The 18,062-nt window shown below is 29.2% G+C and carries 15 protein-coding genes; 10 read left to right on the top strand and 5 right to left on the bottom strand.

Going from position 1 to position 18,062, the window contains the following annotated elements; genetic code table 11:
* The first annotated feature begins 1 nt into the window (after position 1).
* From dtd to BUA48_RS15665, 6 genes are all read left to right on the top strand, one after another.
* Entirely contained in the window at positions 2–451 is a 450-nt protein-coding gene (dtd, locus tag BUA48_RS13795) for a D-aminoacyl-tRNA deacylase (RefSeq protein WP_072832649.1), read from the top strand.
* A gap of 99 nt (positions 452–550) precedes the next feature.
* Positions 551–1,156: an MBL fold metallo-hydrolase gene (locus tag BUA48_RS13790; protein WP_072832648.1), complete on the top strand. Its 606-nt coding sequence runs from the start codon at positions 551–553 to the stop codon at positions 1,154–1,156.
* A 28-nt stretch (positions 1,157–1,184) separates the two neighbouring features.
* Positions 1,185–2,642 carry a coproporphyrinogen III oxidase gene (locus tag BUA48_RS13785; protein ID WP_072832647.1) on the top strand — a complete coding sequence of 486 codons (1,458 nt, stop codon included), beginning with the start codon at positions 1,185–1,187 and terminating at the stop codon, positions 2,640–2,642.
* Between the two features lie 18 nt (positions 2,643–2,660).
* Complete coding sequence (gene hisS, locus BUA48_RS13780) at positions 2,661–3,914, top strand: histidine--tRNA ligase (protein ID WP_072832646.1); 1,254 nt, start codon at positions 2,661–2,663, stop codon at positions 3,912–3,914.
* 286 nt (positions 3,915–4,200) lie between these two features.
* Positions 4,201–5,994 carry an aspartate--tRNA ligase gene (gene aspS / locus BUA48_RS13775; RefSeq protein WP_072832645.1) on the top strand — a complete coding sequence of 598 codons (1,794 nt, stop codon included), beginning with the start codon at positions 4,201–4,203 and terminating at the stop codon, positions 5,992–5,994.
* 210 nt (positions 5,995–6,204) lie between these two features.
* Entirely contained in the window at positions 6,205–6,363 is a 159-nt protein-coding gene (locus BUA48_RS15665; protein ID WP_178138990.1) for a hypothetical protein, read from the top strand.
* Positions 6,364–6,478: 115 nt separating this feature from the next.
* On the opposite strand, the gene BUA48_RS13770 is transcribed toward BUA48_RS15665, so the two are convergent.
* Positions 6,479–6,724: an AbrB/MazE/SpoVT family DNA-binding domain-containing protein gene (locus BUA48_RS13770; protein WP_072832644.1), complete on the bottom strand. Its 246-nt coding sequence runs from the start codon at positions 6,722–6,724 to the stop codon at positions 6,479–6,481.
* 451 nt (positions 6,725–7,175) lie between these two features.
* Here BUA48_RS13770 and pssA point away from each other — a divergent pair, with 451 nt between their 5' ends.
* From pssA to recQ, 3 genes are all read left to right on the top strand, one after another.
* Positions 7,176–7,706: a CDP-diacylglycerol--serine O-phosphatidyltransferase gene (gene pssA / locus BUA48_RS13765; RefSeq protein WP_072832643.1), complete on the top strand. Its 531-nt coding sequence runs from the start codon at positions 7,176–7,178 to the stop codon at positions 7,704–7,706.
* 526 nt (positions 7,707–8,232) lie between these two features.
* A complete protein-coding gene (locus BUA48_RS13760) occupies positions 8,233–8,544 on the top strand; it encodes a metal-sensitive transcriptional regulator (protein WP_084666365.1) in 312 nt (103 codons plus the stop codon).
* A 10-nt stretch (positions 8,545–8,554) separates the two neighbouring features.
* A complete protein-coding gene (gene recQ / locus BUA48_RS13755; RefSeq protein WP_072832642.1) occupies positions 8,555–10,330 on the top strand; it encodes a DNA helicase RecQ in 1,776 nt (591 codons plus the stop codon).
* A 4-nt stretch (positions 10,331–10,334) separates the two neighbouring features.
* Here recQ and BUA48_RS13750 read toward each other — a convergent pair whose 3' ends face one another.
* From BUA48_RS13750 to BUA48_RS13740, 3 genes are all read right to left on the bottom strand, one after another.
* On the bottom strand, positions 10,335–11,060 hold the full coding sequence (locus tag BUA48_RS13750) for a threonine/serine exporter family protein (RefSeq protein WP_072832641.1): 726 nt from the start codon (positions 11,058–11,060) through the stop codon (positions 10,335–10,337).
* 3 nt (positions 11,061–11,063) lie between these two features.
* Entirely contained in the window at positions 11,064–11,843 is a 780-nt protein-coding gene (locus tag BUA48_RS13745) for a threonine/serine exporter family protein (protein WP_242944358.1), read from the bottom strand.
* 325 nt (positions 11,844–12,168) lie between these two features.
* A complete protein-coding gene (locus BUA48_RS13740) occupies positions 12,169–14,070 on the bottom strand; it encodes a type I glutamate--ammonia ligase (RefSeq protein WP_072832640.1) in 1,902 nt (633 codons plus the stop codon).
* A gap of 1,078 nt (positions 14,071–15,148) precedes the next feature.
* On the opposite strand from BUA48_RS13740, the gene BUA48_RS13735 reads away from it, so the two are divergent.
* On the top strand, positions 15,149–16,150 hold the full coding sequence (locus BUA48_RS13735; protein ID WP_072832639.1) for a LacI family DNA-binding transcriptional regulator: 1,002 nt from the start codon (positions 15,149–15,151) through the stop codon (positions 16,148–16,150).
* Positions 16,151–16,239: 89 nt separating this feature from the next.
* Here BUA48_RS13735 and BUA48_RS13730 read toward each other — a convergent pair whose 3' ends face one another.
* On the bottom strand, positions 16,240–17,997 hold the full coding sequence (locus BUA48_RS13730) for a Na+/H+ antiporter NhaC family protein (protein ID WP_072832638.1): 1,758 nt from the start codon (positions 17,995–17,997) through the stop codon (positions 16,240–16,242).
* Positions 17,998–18,062: the final 65 nt, after the last annotated feature.

Below are 18,062 nucleotides of genomic sequence, written 5' to 3'. Positions count from 1 at the left end.
TATGAGAGCAGTTGTTCAAAGAGTTACTTCATCTAAAGTTGAGGTAGATGGAAAAGTAGTTGGTTCTATAGGTAAAGGACTAAATGTCTTACTTGGAATTACAACTGATGATACAATTGAAGATATAAAGTATTTAAAAGATAAGATTATAAATCTTAGAATTTTCAGCGATGAAGAGGGTAAGATGAATAAATCTCTATTAGATGTTGGTGGAGAATTATTAGTAATATCTCAATTTACTTTATATGGTGATTGTAGAAAAGGTAGAAGACCTAGCTTTATTCAAGCTTTAGCAGGTGAGCAATCAGAGGTTCTTTATGAAGAGTTTTTAAAACAATGTAGAGAAGATGTTGCTAAGGTTGAAAAGGGTATTTTTGGTGCAGATATGCAAGTTGAAATAAACAATGATGGACCAGTTACCTTACTTTTAGAAAGCAAAAAACAATTTTAATAAATTTTATTTGCCACATTTATGATGTGGCAATGAATCTTTATAAGAAAATTTTAAATAGAAATAAGTTTAAGTTCGATCTTAAGGGGGCCAAGAAAAATGATAATAAAAAGAGTAGTAGCAGGGATTTATGGAGCAAACTGCTATATAATCATGGACGAAGATACAAAGGAAGCTTTAGTATTAGACCCAGGTGGAGATGTTGATGATATAGAAAAGGCATTAGGAGAATTAGATGCTAAGGTTAAGTATATATTTTTAACTCATGGTCATGTTGATCATACTTCAGGAGTAGATGAACTAAGAGGAAAAACTAAGGCTATAACAGGAATTAGCGAAAAAGATGATATACTAATTCATAAACCAACTTATATGTATGGACCATTACTAGAAGGAAAACCAGACCTTTATTTAAATCATGGTGATAAATTCACTGTTGGTAATTTTGAAGTTAAGTGTATTGAAACACCAGGACATACACCAGGTGGTATGAGCTTTTTAATTGGAAGCAATGTATTTACAGGAGACACTTTATTCTTAGGTTCTATAGGAAGAACTGACTTAGAAGGTGGCTCACAGGAAGCAATTATAAATTCAATAAAAAATAATCTTTTACCTCTTCCTAAGGAAACAGTGGTATATCCAGGACATGGACCACAAAGCTCTATTGAAAGAGAAGAAAAATTAAATCCATTCTTAAAGTAAGAGGTATTATATAATTTGGAGCAAAATAATGAAAGATAAAGAATTAAAATATCATACTTTAAAAATAAAATTAAATGATATGAATTACAGATATGATGTTTATCAAATGATAAATTTATTTTGTGATTTTAGAGACATAGATTTTGTTGATGATGAAGAGGATTATTCTATTGAGGTATCAAATAGCAAAATCAATATAAAATGTGATGATGACCAATGGGAATATGATTTCGAAAAAAAATATACCTTTAAGGAAGAACTTAAGAAAGGTATATTTACATATTTTAGTGAGAAAACCTCTAAAGAGTTACCTTGGGGTACTTTAATAGGAATTAGACCATCTAAAAGAGCTATGACTATGATAAGAGAAGGCAAGAATGATGAAGACATCATAAATGAATTTAAAGAGGTGTTTTTAACTTCAGAAAACAAGGCACAACTTTGTATAGATGTTGCTAAAAGAGAGATAGAATTTATTAATAGAGACTACAAGACTATTAGTGTATATATAGGAATGCCATTCTGTCCTACAAGATGTTTATACTGTTCCTTTGCAGCTAATCCTATATCAGGAAAGTTTAAAGGGAAGGTGAAGGCTTATTTAGAGGCATTAAGCTACGAAATAAAAGAGATAGGCAAATATATAGACTATAGGGGTTTGAAGGTAGAATGCGTCTATTTTGGAGGAGGAACACCTACTGCAGTAAATGATGAGGAATTTAAAGCTGTTATGGAGGATATCTATAAGAATTTAGTTCTTAGTAGAGATATTGCAGAATTTACAGTGGAATGTGGTAGACCTGATAGTATAACTTATAATAAGTTAAAAACTATGAAGGATTTAAAGGTTTCTAGAATAAGCATAAATCCTCAAAGTATGAACGACGAAACCTTAAAATTAATAGGACGTAATCACTCTGTAAATGATGTTAAAGAAGTTTTTAAAATGGCTAGAGAATTAGAATTTTATAACATTAATATGGATATGATTGTAGGGCTTCCAGGTGAAAAGCTAGAGCATATAGAAAAGACTTGTAAGGATATAAAGAAACTTAATCCAGAGAGCTTTACGGTTCATGGAATGTCTGTAAAAAGGGCTTCTAGATTACATGAGAATATATTAAACAATGTAAAATATGAGATAGCAACGCAGGATCAGTTAAATAAAATGTATAATACTACAGTGAAATTGTCTAAAGAACTTAATATGAACCCATACTATATGTATAGACAAAAAAACATGGTAGGTAATATGGAGAACATAGGATATTCTAAAACAGGCTCAGAATGTATATACAACATAGAAATGATGGAAGACAGACAAACTATTATAGCCTTAGGAGCAGATGCTGTAAGTAAGGTTGTTTATAAGGAAAATGATAAAATAGAGCGTTTGGGAAATTTAAAAGATATAGATGAATATACAAATAGAATTTATGAAATGGTTGAAAAGAAAAAAGCTTTCTTAGACACCTTATATAAATAATTTAAGGGAGGTTTACAGATGAATATTGTAGCGCCAAAGGGCACGAAGGATTTATTACCTAAGGATTCATATAAGTGGCAATACTTAGAGGAAATGTTTAGAGAAATAGCAGGTACATATGGTTGTAGAGAAATAAGAACTCCTATGTTTGAATCTACAGAACTTTTTAAAAGAGGCGTTGGGGATACTACAGATGTAGTACAAAAGGAAATGTATACTTTTGATGATAAAGGAAATAGAAGTATGACTTTAAAACCAGAGGGTACATCTCCAGTAGTTAGAGCATTTATAGAAAACAGTTTATATAGTGATGTTCAACCAACAAAAATGTTTTACTTCACTCCTGCTTTTAGATATGAGAATGTTCAAAAGGGAAGACTTAGACAGCACCACCAATTTGGAGTAGAGATATTCGGGTCTAAAGAAGCTTCATCAGATGCGGAGATTATAAGTATCATATGGGAAGTTTATAGAAGATTAGGAATCAAGGGGGTATCTCTTAATATAAATAATATAGGTTGCCCAACTTGTAGAGCAAGATATAATGAGGCTCTAAAGGCATATTTAAAAGAACAATATGATGAGTTATGTGATGTATGTAAGACTAGATTTGAAAAGAATCCTTTAAGAATCTTAGACTGCAAAAATAAGCACTGTAAATCTATTGTAGATAAAGCACCGAGCATTTTAGATTATGTATGTGAGGATTGTGTAGCTCACTTTAGTAAGTTAAAAGAATACTTAGAAGCTTTAAGAATACCTTATAATATAGATCCTTTAATAGTAAGAGGATTAGACTATTACACTATAACAGTATTTGAATTCATTGATAAGGATGGAAGTACTCTTTGTGGTGGAGGAAGATACAATAACTTAATAAAAGAAATAGGTGGACCTGATACACCAGCAGTTGGATTTGGTATGGGAATTGAAAGATTACTATTAGCATTAAAGCAAAGTGAGATAGAATTACCTAAACCAAATTATATGGATATTTACATAGGTTCTATGGGTGAAAGAGGATCTATAGAAGCTATAAAATTAGCTAACACTTTAAGAAGTGAAAATATTAAATGTGAATGTGACCACTTAGGTAAAAGTGTAAAGGCGCAAATGAAGTTTGCAAATAAAATAGATGCTAGATATTCAGTTATATTAGGAGACTCTGAAATAGAGTCAGGTATAATAGAAATAAAAGATATGAATAACAGTGAAAAAATAACATCTAGTTTATGTAACATAGAAAAGATAATAAGTATATTAAAAAGATAAAATATATATCCTTAACTTTGGGAAGTACTTTCTAAGTTAAGGATATATATTCTAATAAACCTCTTCATTCTTTTTAGAGGTAATGCTTATTAAGGAATAAGTAAAAAGATTAATATGGTAGAATATTAATTAAAACTTAGATATTACTAAAATAGTTGAATAGTTTTTGATATACGTTGTATAATGAAAGATGGATTTTAAATAAAAATTATTTAGTATTATTTGACTAATAAGCCTATGGTATAGGATAAATAACATTAAACATATTTACAAGGAGGAACAGAATATGGGAGAAGCGCTTAAAGGCTTAAAGAGAACCATGATGTGTGGTGAGCCTAGAGAAAGCCATGTTGGACAGAAAATTACTGTAATGGGATGGGCTCAAAGAAAAAGAAATCTTGGAGGTTTAGTATTTATTGATTTAAGAGATAGAACTGGATTACTTCAAGTTGTATTTGGAGAAGCTATAAATAAAGAAGCCTTTGAAAAATCTGATTTAGTAAAACCAGAATTCTGTATAGCAGTAACTGGTGAACTAGTTATGAGAGAGGCTGCAAATGATCATTTACCAACAGGAAAAGTAGAATTAAAGGGTGCAGAGATAAAAATATTATCAGAATCTGAAACTCCTCCTATTTATATAAAAGAAAATCTTGATGCAGCAGAAAATGTTAGATTAAAATATAGATATTTGGATTTAAGAAGACCAGATATGCAAAAGATTTTAATGATAAGACATAAAACTACTAAGATTGTTAGAGATTTCTTAGATGAAAACGGATTCTTAGAGATGGAAACACCTATGCTTACTAAGAGTACGCCAGAGGGAGCAAGAGACTACTTAGTTCCAAGTAGAAACTTCCCAGGTAAGTTCTATGCATTACCTCAATCACCTCAAATATTTAAGCAATTATTAATGGTATCTGGTTATGATAGATACTTCCAAATAGTAAAATGCTTTAGAGATGAGGATTTAAGAGCAAATAGACAACCAGAATTTACTCAAATAGACTGTGAAATGTCTTTCGTTGAAGAAGATGATATTATCGCTATAAACGAAAGATTAATTCAAAGAATATTTAAAGAAGTAAAGGGTGTAGATGTATCTCTTCCAATAAGAAGAATGCCTTACTCAGAAGCAATGGATAAATACGGTTCAGATAAACCAGATTTAAGATTTGGTATGGAAATAAAAAATATTTCTGAAGCTGTAGCAGATACTGAATTTGCTGTATTCAAAGGTGCTTTAGAGAATGGTGGTTCAGTAAGATGCGTAGTTGCAGAAAACTGTGCTTCTATGGGAAGAAAGCAAGTAGATAAGTTAGGCGAATTTGTAAAAACATATAAAGCTAAAGGATTAGCTTGGATTGCATATAAATCAGAAGAAGAAATAAAATCACCTATAGCTAAATTCTTCAGTGAAGAACAATTAAAATCTTTAATTGAAGCTGCTGGTGCTAAGGTTGGAGATTTAATATTAATAGTTGCTGATAAAGATGAGGTTGTATTACAATCTTTAGGTGCTTTAAGATTAGAGCTTGCTAAGCAATTAGAAATATTAAAAGACAACAATAATTATGAGTTTGTATGGATTACTGACTTCCCATTATTTGAGTATGATGAAGAAGAAAACAGATATGTTGCAAAACACCATCCATTCACAAGCCCTAAGGATGAAGACTTAGAATTACTAGAAACAGCACCGGAAAAAGCTAGAGCAAAGGCTTATGATATAGTTTTAAATGGTGAAGAGTTAGGTGGAGGAAGTATAAGAATACATGACTCTGAAACTCAAGAAAGAATGTTTAAAGCTTTAGGCTTTACACAAGAAAGTGCATGGGAAAGATTTGGATTCTTACTTCAAGCATTCAAATATGGACCACCTCCACATGGTGGAATAGCTTATGGACTAGACAGATTAGTTATGTTCTTAGCTGGTACAGATAACATAAAGGATGTTATAGCATTCCCTAAAAATCAAAACGCATATTGCCCAATGTCAGAGGCACCAAATGTAGTTGATTTAAAACAATTAAATGAATTAGGAATAGCTATTAAAGAAGATCAAAAAGAAGAATAATAAAAAAGTTTACCCCCTTTAGGGTCATTTATAACCTTAAAGGGGGTTTATACAATGTATTAAAAAATAAGTTAAAATGCGATTTTAACGTTAAACTTCCGAGATGAAATTGTGAATTTAAGTATATAATTTTAATGATAAATATATTAAATTAAAATTATTATATAATATATATATGGCTTAATAAATAATTTAAAGGGGGCTGAAGCATTGAGACAAAAGTTAGATTTAGAAATAGAATTACCTATTAAGTATACTTTAAGACAAAGGAAAATAAAGAATGCCAGTAAAGTTTTAGGATTTGGATTAATTTTTAGTGGTATTGGATTTGGTGTAGGATGTTTAGTTTATGGATTTTCTAAAAAGTAGAAGGTATAAAAATAGCAGGTACCCTAAAGCACCTGCTATTTTAATTGAAGCGGTTAAAATACTTAAATTATCTAAATTACTTAAATTAATTAGTATTAATATAATTTAGTTAAAATTAAGAATTTGATTTTAATTCATTTAAACAGTTTTGGCAAATATTTTTACCCTTGTGGTTTACAACGTCTCTTGCATTTCCGCAGAAGATACAAGAAGGGTTATATTTCTTTAATATAATGTGTTCACCATCAACGAATATTTCTAAAGAATCTTTAATTTCAATATCTAAAGTTCTTCTTAATTCTATTGGAATAACTATTCTGCCTAATTCATCAATTTTTCTAACAATCCCTGTTGATTTCATACAATTTACCTCCTAATCAAACAAAGTTCGACTTTATTTATGGTTAAATCATAACATTAATAACATTAAAAGTCAATAGTTTTAATTTCATTATTAACATACTAAAAATCTTATATTATAGTATTTACGACTAAATATAAAAATATTCATAATTTTAATATATTTATAGAAATTATATATAGAATTTAGTTTAATAACTAAAAAATTTAGTTATAGTATCTATTTCTATTATTAATTTATGCAAATGTAAGCCGAAAAGGTTTTAAAAATTTTTATAAAGTGATAAAATATATTTATTAGTAGTAAAATAAAGGAGGGGATTAAAAGAAAAATTTAATTATTTACTAAGTTTTAAGAGTGAAGTGTAAGAAAAACTTAATTATTATAAGGTTGATTTTATCTCCAATATTCGATATTATTTATATATTAATTAAAAAAGGAAGGAGATTGTATGGAAAAAATAAAAAATGCTATTCCTAACTTGTTTACATTTAGCAATTTAGGTTGCGGAATTTTATCATTAATGATGAGTAGTACAGGAATGGAAAATTATTCGTTAGCAGCTCTTTTTATTGTTGCTGCTGCGTTATTTGATAGGTATGATGGCAGAATTGCCAGAAAGTTAAATGTAGATGGTCCTTTAGGAAAAGAATTAGATTCTTTAGCAGATATAATATCATTTGGGGTTGCACCCGCTGTGCTAATTTTTAATATGACTGCATTACATCAGTTCGGTATCATAGGTTATTGTATTCTTTTAATATTCCCGATTGCAGGTGCATATAGATTAGCTAAGTACAACATAACTGACTTTGATGGAGTATTTAAGGGTATACCAATAACTCTCGCAGGAATGTTACTTTCTATTTACGCAATATTTTTAATGATTGTAAAGATAGAAGTATCTTCTATGGTAACTGTAGCTTTAATGCTAATATTGTCATACTTAATGAATAGTAAGTTGCAACTTAAAAAAATGTAAATAATAAGTCACTAAGAAAAAGCTCTTAGTGGCTTTTTTATTGCGCTATATAATTTTATTGCATTATATAATATATAGGGAAATTTTCTTTATATGAAATTTATTATGAAATTAAAGGATATTTTTTATTATAATAGTTAATATGACTAAAGGAGATATTTTATATATTCTTTGTAACGATATATAAAAAACTGAATAAAGTTATTATATATTTTAATAAGTTGAGTAAAGAATTTATCAATGGTATAATCTTATCTGATAAATAAGAAAATAAATTTATGTTTTCAAATTAGAAGTTAATTGAAATAAAGTATTGTAATATTAATATATTGAAATAAAGCATCACAATATATTAATATAAAGTCTTAAAATGTAGTTTTAACATTTATTTTAATATATATATTTATGTGGATATTAAGTGTGAGAAAATATAGGGAATATATATGAATAAAAGTCTTAAGGGAAAATAGATTATATAATTTATTAAGTTTTTTATGTTTTAGTTTAGTGGAGAGGAGTTTAAATGATGGATGAGAACAAAGTAAATACGGTTGTGGAAGAGGATTCTAATGAAAAACTAAAAGAGGTAAATAAAGATTTATTAGTAAGACTTAGAAGAATAGAAGGTCAAGTTAAGGGCATAGAAAGAATGGTTGAAGGAAATGGATGCTGCAGAGATATTTTGGTGCAGGTAAGTGCAGTTAAGGCAGCGATGAACAAGGTTGGAGTAATAATGTTTAAAAACTATGCTAATAAATGTTTTACTGAGGATGAAAAGTGCATTCCAGTAGAGAAGTTAGATGAAATCATATCTACCTTACTAATGTTTACAAAGTAATAAGGGGGATATGATTCTGCTTAGTATAAATGAAATTTTAAAAAAATATTATGGCTATGATGATTTTAGAGAAGGGCAGAGAGAAATAATAGAAAGTATAATATCTCACAGAGATACTTTTGGGATTATGCCTACTGGTGGAGGAAAGTCTATTTGTTATCAAATACCTGCAATGTATTTTGGGGGTGTAACAATAGTTATTTCACCATTAATATCTTTGATGAAGGATCAAGTGGATACTCTAAATAGTTTGGGAATTAAATCAGCATATATAAATAGTAGTTTGAGTAATGAAGAATTAAATACAATAATTCATAGAGCTAGTATGGGAGACTACAAATTGATTTATGTGGCTCCAGAAAGGCTTGAGAGCCATCTTTTTAGAAATATACTTATGATATTACCTGTAGATCAAATAGCCATAGATGAGGCTCATTGTGTGTCACAATGGGGTCATGATTTTAGAGCTAGTTATAGAATGATATCTTCCTTAATTGAGGATCTAAATCCTAGGCCTGTTATAAGTGCTTTTACTGCTACAGCTACGGAGCTTGTAAAAGATGATATTGTAAGGTTGTTAGAGCTTCAGGAACCTAATATTTATGTATCAGGATTTAATAGAGATAATTTAAGTTTTAAGGTTGTTAAAAGTAGGGATAGAAAATCTTACATAGTAGATTATTTGAAAAGTAATATTGAGAGCAGTGGAATAATATATGCTGCTACAAGAAAAGATGTAGAGAGGTTGTATATCTTTTTAAAAAAATTAGATTTTAGTGTTACTAAGTATCATGGTGGTCTTGAGGATGAAGAAAGAAAAGAGAATCAGGACTTATTTTTATATGATGATGCTAAAGTTATGATAGCTACTAATGCTTTTGGTATGGGTATCGATAAGTCTAACGTAAGATTCGTAATTCATTATAACATTCCTAGAAATATTGAATCCTATTATCAGGAGGCTGGGAGAGCTGGACGTGATGGAGAAGAAGGGGAATGTATTCTACTTTATGACTCAAGGGATATAAATACTCAGCAGTATTTGATAAACACTAGCATAGCTAATTCTGATAGAGCTGCCATAGAGTATGATAAACTCCAAAGTATAGATAATTATTGTCATACTAATAAATGTTTAAGGAAATACATATTAGAATACTTTGGAGAGGATATTACTTGGGATAATTGCCACAATTGTAGTAATTGTACTCAGGATTATGAACTTAAGGATATAACAGTAGAATCTCAGAAGATAATATCATGTGTATATAGAATGAAGGAATCCTATGGAGTTGGATTGATTGCAGAGGTGCTTAGAGGCTCTAAAAACCAAAAAATATTGGCTTTAGCTATGGATAAGCTATCAACCTATGGAATTATAAAAAATTATACTATTGGCGAGATAAAAGAGATTATAAACTATTTGATTTCAGAAAAATATCTTGCTTTAACTAAGGATATGTTTAGTATAGTTAAGTTAACTAATAAGGCAGTTCAGTTTATAAAAGAAAGTGAAACTATATATATGAGGATAGAAGCTACATCTAAAAATACAAAGGGTGAGAGTGGTCTATTTAATGAATTAAAAGCTTTAAGAAAAGTTATAGCTGAAAATGAAAAGATACCTCCATATATAATATTCTCTGATGCAACATTAAAAGAGTTAAGTGCTAAAAAACCTATTAATAAAGAGGATATGCTTTTAATTAAGGGTATAGGGGAAGTTAAGTTTGAAAGATATGGAGAGGACTTTATGGAGGTAATAAAAAAGAGTAATGTATCATAATACACTACTCTTTTTTATTTTCTATATTATCTTTTTTACTCTCATCAGGGCTGAAAGTTTTATTTGTTTTCTTTATAGATTCAGTATCAATAAGTATATCATCATATTCATCATCCTCTTCAGAATCATTGTCCTTAGAAGATATGCTATTATCACTATCCTTATTATCTTCGTTATTTATGTCGCAGTCAGCGCTGTCCTCAGTATTTATAGTTGCAAATACTTTCTCAGAGCCAGTTTCATAAACTACACTTGGAGTAGATTCATCACTTTCTAAGTTGGTTGCCATATTAGAAATATGTTTTTTGTTCTTAAACTTTACAATTCTAGCTAAGGTTGAAACAAATATTATAGCTATTGCTATAGAACCAGCATCATATAGAGTTTTAAGACCAAAGCTTACAGAGGCTTCTAAATTTCCACTAATAGCTTGGAAGGTTGTATAATACATACCACTTCCTGGTACAAGAGGTATCATAGCTGAAACAACGAAGATAGTTACAGGTTGTTTTAAAACCCTTGCCATAACCTCAGAATAAATACTTATTATTATGGTTGCTATGAAAAGTGCATAAGTAGAACCTACAGCACCTATGGCATTGAATATTTCATAAGAAAACCATCCAAGTCCGCCACCTATACCAGCAACTAATAAATTAAGACCTTTAACATTAAACAGTACACCGAAACACAAAGAACCCATAAAAGAATATAGGGAGTTAAGTAACATAAACTAAACACCTCCAAAAATAGAGAACCAAATATTAAAGACAGCACCAGTACCAATTGCTATGGCTATTGCTGCACAAAAGGCTTCTATTGTTCTTGATATACCTGAGACTAAGTCTCCAGCTATTGTGTCACGGATTGCATTGGTAATAGCTATTCCAGGAAGTAACATCATGATAGAACCTATTACAATTTTATCTTCTTGAACTGCTAAGCCTGTTTTTACACAAACTAATGCTAAAAGTGCGGCTATAATACCACCTATTATATTTATAAAAAATCCATTAACTTCAAATTTTCCAAGAAGGTTAGCAACATTACTCATGAATAAACCTATAAAGAAGGTTATGATAAAATCTCTTAAGCTTCCACCGAATAATAAGCAAAAGCAGCTTGAACCTAAGGCTGTAAAAAGATTTACAGTACGTTTGCTATAAATTCTTGTATTGTCTATTTCATCTAAAAGAGCATTAACTTCATCAATGGAAAGTCCTTCACAAACAACTCTTCTTGATAAGTCATTTACCTTTGATATTTTAGTTAAATTAACTGTTCTACTATTAATTCTTTTTATTAAGGATTTTGTTCTGTGTTGATCTCCAATTATTGAAATCATTATTCCTGTTGGGGTAACAAAGGATTCTGCATGTGGAAAACCGTAAGCACGACATATTATATTTATAGTTTGTTCAACCCTATAGGTTTCACCACCGTTTTCTAAGACCATTTGTCCCATTCTAGCTGCTAAGTGCATAATATCATTTGCATATAGCTTATCGTTCAATTAGAATCCCTCCCTTATTAATAAATATTAATTTTAATTAGTATATTTAAAGATTAACTTTAATAAACACTAAGACTTTATTATTAATAAATATTACTTTTAATGTTTATAGTATGTATTTATAACACCCATATTATTATACATTTATAATTTAAGAATACAAGAGAAATAAATAAAAAAATTATAAATTTACAAGTAGTTAACTTTATAGAAATCTATTGAATAATTATGTAATTTTTGATTAAATATTTAGAAAATTATGCAATGTGTTTGTAACAAAAAAGACTATTTTAATTAACTTAAAATAGCCTTTTTTCTATCTTTATTATAAATTTAATATATTCTTAGAATAAGCTTCATATAAATGTCTTAAATTATCAAGATTTTCATCTATATTCACAATTAAAGAAGAAACAAGAGCGTATTTATCTTCGTTTATAGCATCTTTTATTTGCGTGAAAAGACTATTGCTACGTAAAGTATCCTTCATTAAAGTATATCTTAAAGAATTAATTTCATTCCATCTTTCTTCATCTAAACTAGTATCGAAATGTTTTTCGTTATCATGAAGTTTCTTCATTGATCTTATTTCTTCGCTATAATCATTTAAAACTCTACTAGCTATTTCTGTTACCCATCTTGAAAGAGTAGCAGCTCTAAAACTATTTACTATTTTGTGAGTAAATACATCATTATATAATAAAGTATTTAATTTATCACTATGAACATCAAAGAATAATAAATTTTCATATACTGTTTTAGGTGATTGACCAAAGAATTTTTCTCTTTCTTCTTCAGTAAAGTCTTCAAATACGTTCTTTTCAGTTCTATAACATCTACCTTTCTCTAAATAATCAGCACTATCCTCTGGAGCTTTAGAAAGCTCTTCTAATAATTGATCCTCAGTCTTATTGTTTTCTATAGCGTATTTAATTCCATCTAACATAGACATGAATAAAGTAGCTATACATAAATAAGTGTTAGTATGAGGGTTAGGTGATCTAAGCTCAAATCTAGTTCCATAAGGATTTTCTAAATCTCTAATTAATGCTATTAATATAGTTCTATTTCTAGAAGGTTTATCTACAGTGTGACCTAAAGAAGTTACAGTACATACCGGTGCTTCGAAGCCAGGTTTTAATCTTCTTAAAGAGTCATTAGTTGCAGATACAAATGGACTTATAATTTCATAGTTCTTAAGTATACCCATTAATCCGCCGTATCCTATTTTACTTAAGAAATGTTCTTTAGTTGCAGTTAAAAGATTTATAATCTTACCAGATTTCAATTTTAAAGAAGTACTAATATGAGTATGCTCTCCACTACCTGCTACATCATTTATTGGTTTAGCTAAGAAAATAACATCTAATCCGTTTCTTCTAAAAGTTTCTTTAACAAGGTTTCTGATAAATAATTCAGAGTCTGCTGTTAATAGAGCATCGTTGTATTTCCAGTCGATTTCAAGTTGCTCCATTACATGAGAGAAAGAACCAGCTTGATCTAAAGTAGCTTTAACTCCACCAACTTCCTTATGTCCCATTTCAGGATTTAAGTTATATTTTTCAAGTAACATTATACATTGTTCTAAGGCTGTTCTAACAGGGCCTTTAGTTCTAGTCCAGTATTGCTCCTTAAGAACTTGAGATGTTGATAATTGTTCAACTTGAGCCTTATCATTTGGAGTTTTAACCCAAAATTCTAATTCTGTTGCTGCAGTAATTAATATATCATCTATATCATTTATAGTTATTTTATAATCTTCAAGCAGTTCAGGGTGAGTTTTGAATATATCCCACATGAAGCTTTTAAATGTATTAGAAGCGTTCTTTAAAGTGTATCTAGAATCTACAAACACATTGTCGTGTCTAAGGAAACAAGGTATTCTTAAGGTACCTATAGGAAGGTTTGTTTCTTCATCAATATGCTCCCAGTTATAATCTATAAACCAAGTACAATCTAAATCAGGAATTATATCTAATTTAGCGTTGTTTAAAGTTGCGATACCAGGTAAAGCAACAGAAGAACCATCTGTTTGAGCACCTTTTTTAAGAAAATCATTAACGTCTTCTAATAACAGAGATACTGGTATTTTTTCGTCAGTGTCATTACCCCATAAATCAATACCTATTAAAGATACGAATTTTATTTCAGGATGAGATGTTAATATCTCAATTAGGCTTTTTTCGTCATGCAAATTCTTTGGTAAAGTATATATTAAATCTTTCATCTTTGTGTTACCCCCATATAAATAAATTACTAATAATTATTAAAAGTCTAATATATTTATACAATAAAGTCAACCGAATAAATGTAAAAAATACATTAAAGATTATACGCCATAAGAAATCTTTTATAAATTATTATGGGGTATTTTGATAAAAATTTTATACATGTCTTCATAATATATAATATATTTTAAAAAAAGTTAAATAAATAACAGAAAAAAGATACAAAGGCGAACTATAATACTTTAGTGCAATGAAAATGTTTTTATTTATTGTTTAATAAAAAACAAATTTTTTTTGTAACGATACAAAAATCAAATTGAAATAAATTTGAAAGCAAACTTGCATTTGTAAAAAAATAAAAAAATAAAATTAAATTTAATTAATAAAAGTATATTAAAATATATGAAAAATATGTGTTTTTCGTCGTAAAATGCGAAAAGTTTAGAAAATTTACACTATATAAAATTAAGTTATATTGCTATAATATATTTTATGATGCATTATCATTTATACATATATTGTGATGTGTAACATGAAAGTTATTTTTTAGAGGGTTTATATAGGATAAACCGGTTAATACTTCTATTATAGTTTATTTTAAAACGGTTATAAATTTTGGGAATTTAAGATAAAGGTTATTTATTTAACTAATTTTATAAAGTTAGAAAGGGTGTGAATAGGGATTATAAAGGTATATCTTTAAAAAAATGAAGTTTAAATTAATTAATTTGCAGTTATATATAATAAAGATATCTAAGTTTTTGGTTGAATAAAGATATATTTATTAGTTACGTATAAATTTAACACTTCTTAACAATCCAGTGTATCATAAAACAATAACAATTCTTATTTTATAATAAAGTCTATGTCTAGAAAAAGTATTTATCATATTTAGTGAACTTTTATAAATTTGGGGAATTTGATCAGTCTTCATAAGTGCATTGGAGCTATGTTAATTAGGAATATTTTTAAATGTTAGAAAATTTAAAAAATATACTATTTAATTGTAGATTATAATTTGAATTCATTTGTTTATTATTAAGGTTAATAATTAAGGAATAGGGGCTGATGCAAATTATGGGAAAAATTACTATGCAAGACATAGCAGAAATGGCTGGAGTCTCTAAGGCTACAGTATCAATGGTTATAAGTAAAAAGGACAAGCACATTGGAGAAGAAACCAGAAATAGAATTTTAAATATATGTGATGAGGTAGGATATATTCCTAATTCTATAGCTAGAAGCTTAGCAACGAAGAAATCAGAGACAATAGGGGTATTGTTACCTGATATTGAAAACCCTTTCTTTTCTGAGCTTTTTAGAGCAATAGAGGATAGAGCTAATAGCTTAAAATACAATGTTTTTTTGTGTAATACTGATAATGACAGTAAAAAGGAAAAGAAGTATCTTGAGCTGTTAATTGGTAGATTGGTTGATGGAGTGATTGTGGTTTCTGAAGGACATATAAAGTCCTCTGTAGATTTACTGAAAAAGAACAATGTACCTTATATAGTTGTGGATAGACATATAGATGATAGAAAGGAATATAATGGGGTATATTGTTGTAATAAGAGTGGTATATTTAAGGCTGTAAAATATCTGTATACCTCAGGTAAAAGACACATAGCTTTTGTTACAGGCCCTGCTGAATTAGAAGTTGCTAAAAGAAGATTAGAGGCCTATGAATGTGTAATGAAGGAATTTGATATATATAAAGAAGGCTATGTATTTCAAGGGGATTTTAAATTATCGGGCGGAATAAATGCAACGGAAGAGATAATAGATAAGTTAGATAAGTTTGATGCTATTATATATAGTAATGATTTTATGGCTATTGGTGGAATGAAGGTATTAAAGAGAAGAGGGTATAGAATACCAGAGGATGTAGCTATTATAGGATATGATAATATCTCTATATGTACTATGGTGGAGCCAGAACTTACTACAATAGCACAGCCTATATATGATATAGGAACTACAGCTTGTGATAAGCTGGTTAATATGATTGAAAATAGAGTTTGTGTAGATAATTCTATAGTAGAGTTTGAACCAGACCTTGTATTGAGAAAAACAACCTAAAAAGGAGTAAAGCTTTTGCTTTACTCCTTTTTAGGTTATAATTTTAAAATTTTGGGTTGTTTATATATCAAATAAAAGTTATTTACATATTATATTGCTTCATTAACTTCTGTAGTTGATGATGCAACCTCAGGTTCTATTACTGGTTTACCAACAAATCTAACTAATAATACTATGGCTATAATTGCAACTGGTAATACAAAGTATATTGGAGCACCAAGTGCAGCAGGGATATATCCAAATAGTATTGCTATAGCACCAACAGGTAATGCATAGAAAAGTTGAGTTTTAACGTGATCTATATGGTCACAACCTGTACCCATTGAAGATAAGATTGTTGTATCTGATATAGGAGAACAGTGATCTCCGAAAACAGCACCAGTTAAAACAGCACTTATTGTTATTATTAAGAAGTTAAAGTCGCCTCCACCCATAGCATGTCCTAGAGGAATAGCTAAAGGCATTAATATACCCATTGTTCCATAAGAAGTTCCTGTTGCAAAGGATATAATACCAGCAAGTACAAATATTATACTAGGTAGTGTGAAGGCTGGTATTGAATTAGATAAAACACTAACTAAGTAGTGAGAAGTACCTAATTGTTTTATAGTAGCACTTAATGACCAAGCAAGAAGTAATATAATTACTGTAATCATTAAGGATTTCATTCCGTTAACCCAAGTTTCTACAGCTTCCCCAAGGGATAAAATTCTTTGAGAGCAAGCCATAAGTATTGCTATGATACTTGCAAATAATGCAGAACCGAATAAAACAACACTAGCATCAGAAGCACCGAAAGCTAACTGTATTGCACTAAATGAAAATGGTGCTTCAGTTACTATTCGTATAGCTTCCATATCAGTATCACCTAAGATAATACCTTTACCATTTACATAGAAACCTATGAAGGCACTTATTATTAACACAGAGATAGGAATAATTGCATTCCAAATGCTTAGTTTTACACCTTCTTTAGCTTCAAGCTCATTATTATCAGCATTTAGAGGATTAGAACCTTTTCTTAAAACTTCACCTGTAGTTCTAGCTCTTCTTTCAGCTTTTAGCATTGGTCCAAATTCTCTTAATAAAAGAGCACTTACAACTATAAATATAAGAATTAAAATATTATAAAATCTATAAGGTATAGTTTGAACAAAAGTAGTGTAAGCATTAGCTTCTATACCTAATTCTAAAAATCCATCTCTTATTAAACTAACTTCTAGCCCAACCCAAGTTGAGATTAAAGCAATACCTGCTATAGGAGCAGCAGTTGCATCTATAATAAAGGATAATTTTTCACGAGAAACTTTCATTTTATCAGAAACTGGTTTCATGATTGGCCCAACTATTAAAGAGTTAGCATAATCATCAAAGAATATAAATAGTCCAAGTAACCAAGTTATTAATTGAGAACTTCTAGGTGAATTCGCTTTTTTAGCAAGAGCCTCAGCAATTGCTTTTGTACCACCCATTTTAGATATTAGTGCTATTAAGCCAGCTATAAATAAACATTGAAGAATTATACCTGCATTCCATGGATCAGCTAAGGCTCCAATTATTGCAGTTAATACTCCTGAAAAGGAATTTGCAACCGCAGAGAAGAAATTAAAATCTCCTGTAAGTTGAAGTAAGAATACTCCAGCAAATAATCCTACAAACAATGAAACAACAACATTTTTAGTTATGAAAGCTAATACTATAGCTATTAAAGGTGGTAATATTGTAAGAAAACCTAGTTTTAATGCTACGGACTTAGGTTCCATTGCACCATCCGTCGCAAAGGCCATATTAAAGTTTAAAAGCAATAACATAATTAAAGTCGAGAAGAAAATTGTTCTTTTTTTCATGTGTATACCCTCCTAAGTTTTAATATTAGCGAAAGTTTAGGGCTTAAAAAAAGCCCTGAGTAGAA

Source organism: Clostridium collagenovorans DSM 3089 (genome assembly GCF_900130005.1).
Taxonomy (GTDB): Bacteria; Bacillota; Clostridia; order Clostridiales; family Clostridiaceae; genus Clostridium_D; species Clostridium_D collagenovorans.
The sequence above is the reverse complement of the archived record's forward strand: the minus strand, read 5'-3'. Positions and strand labels throughout refer to the sequence as shown.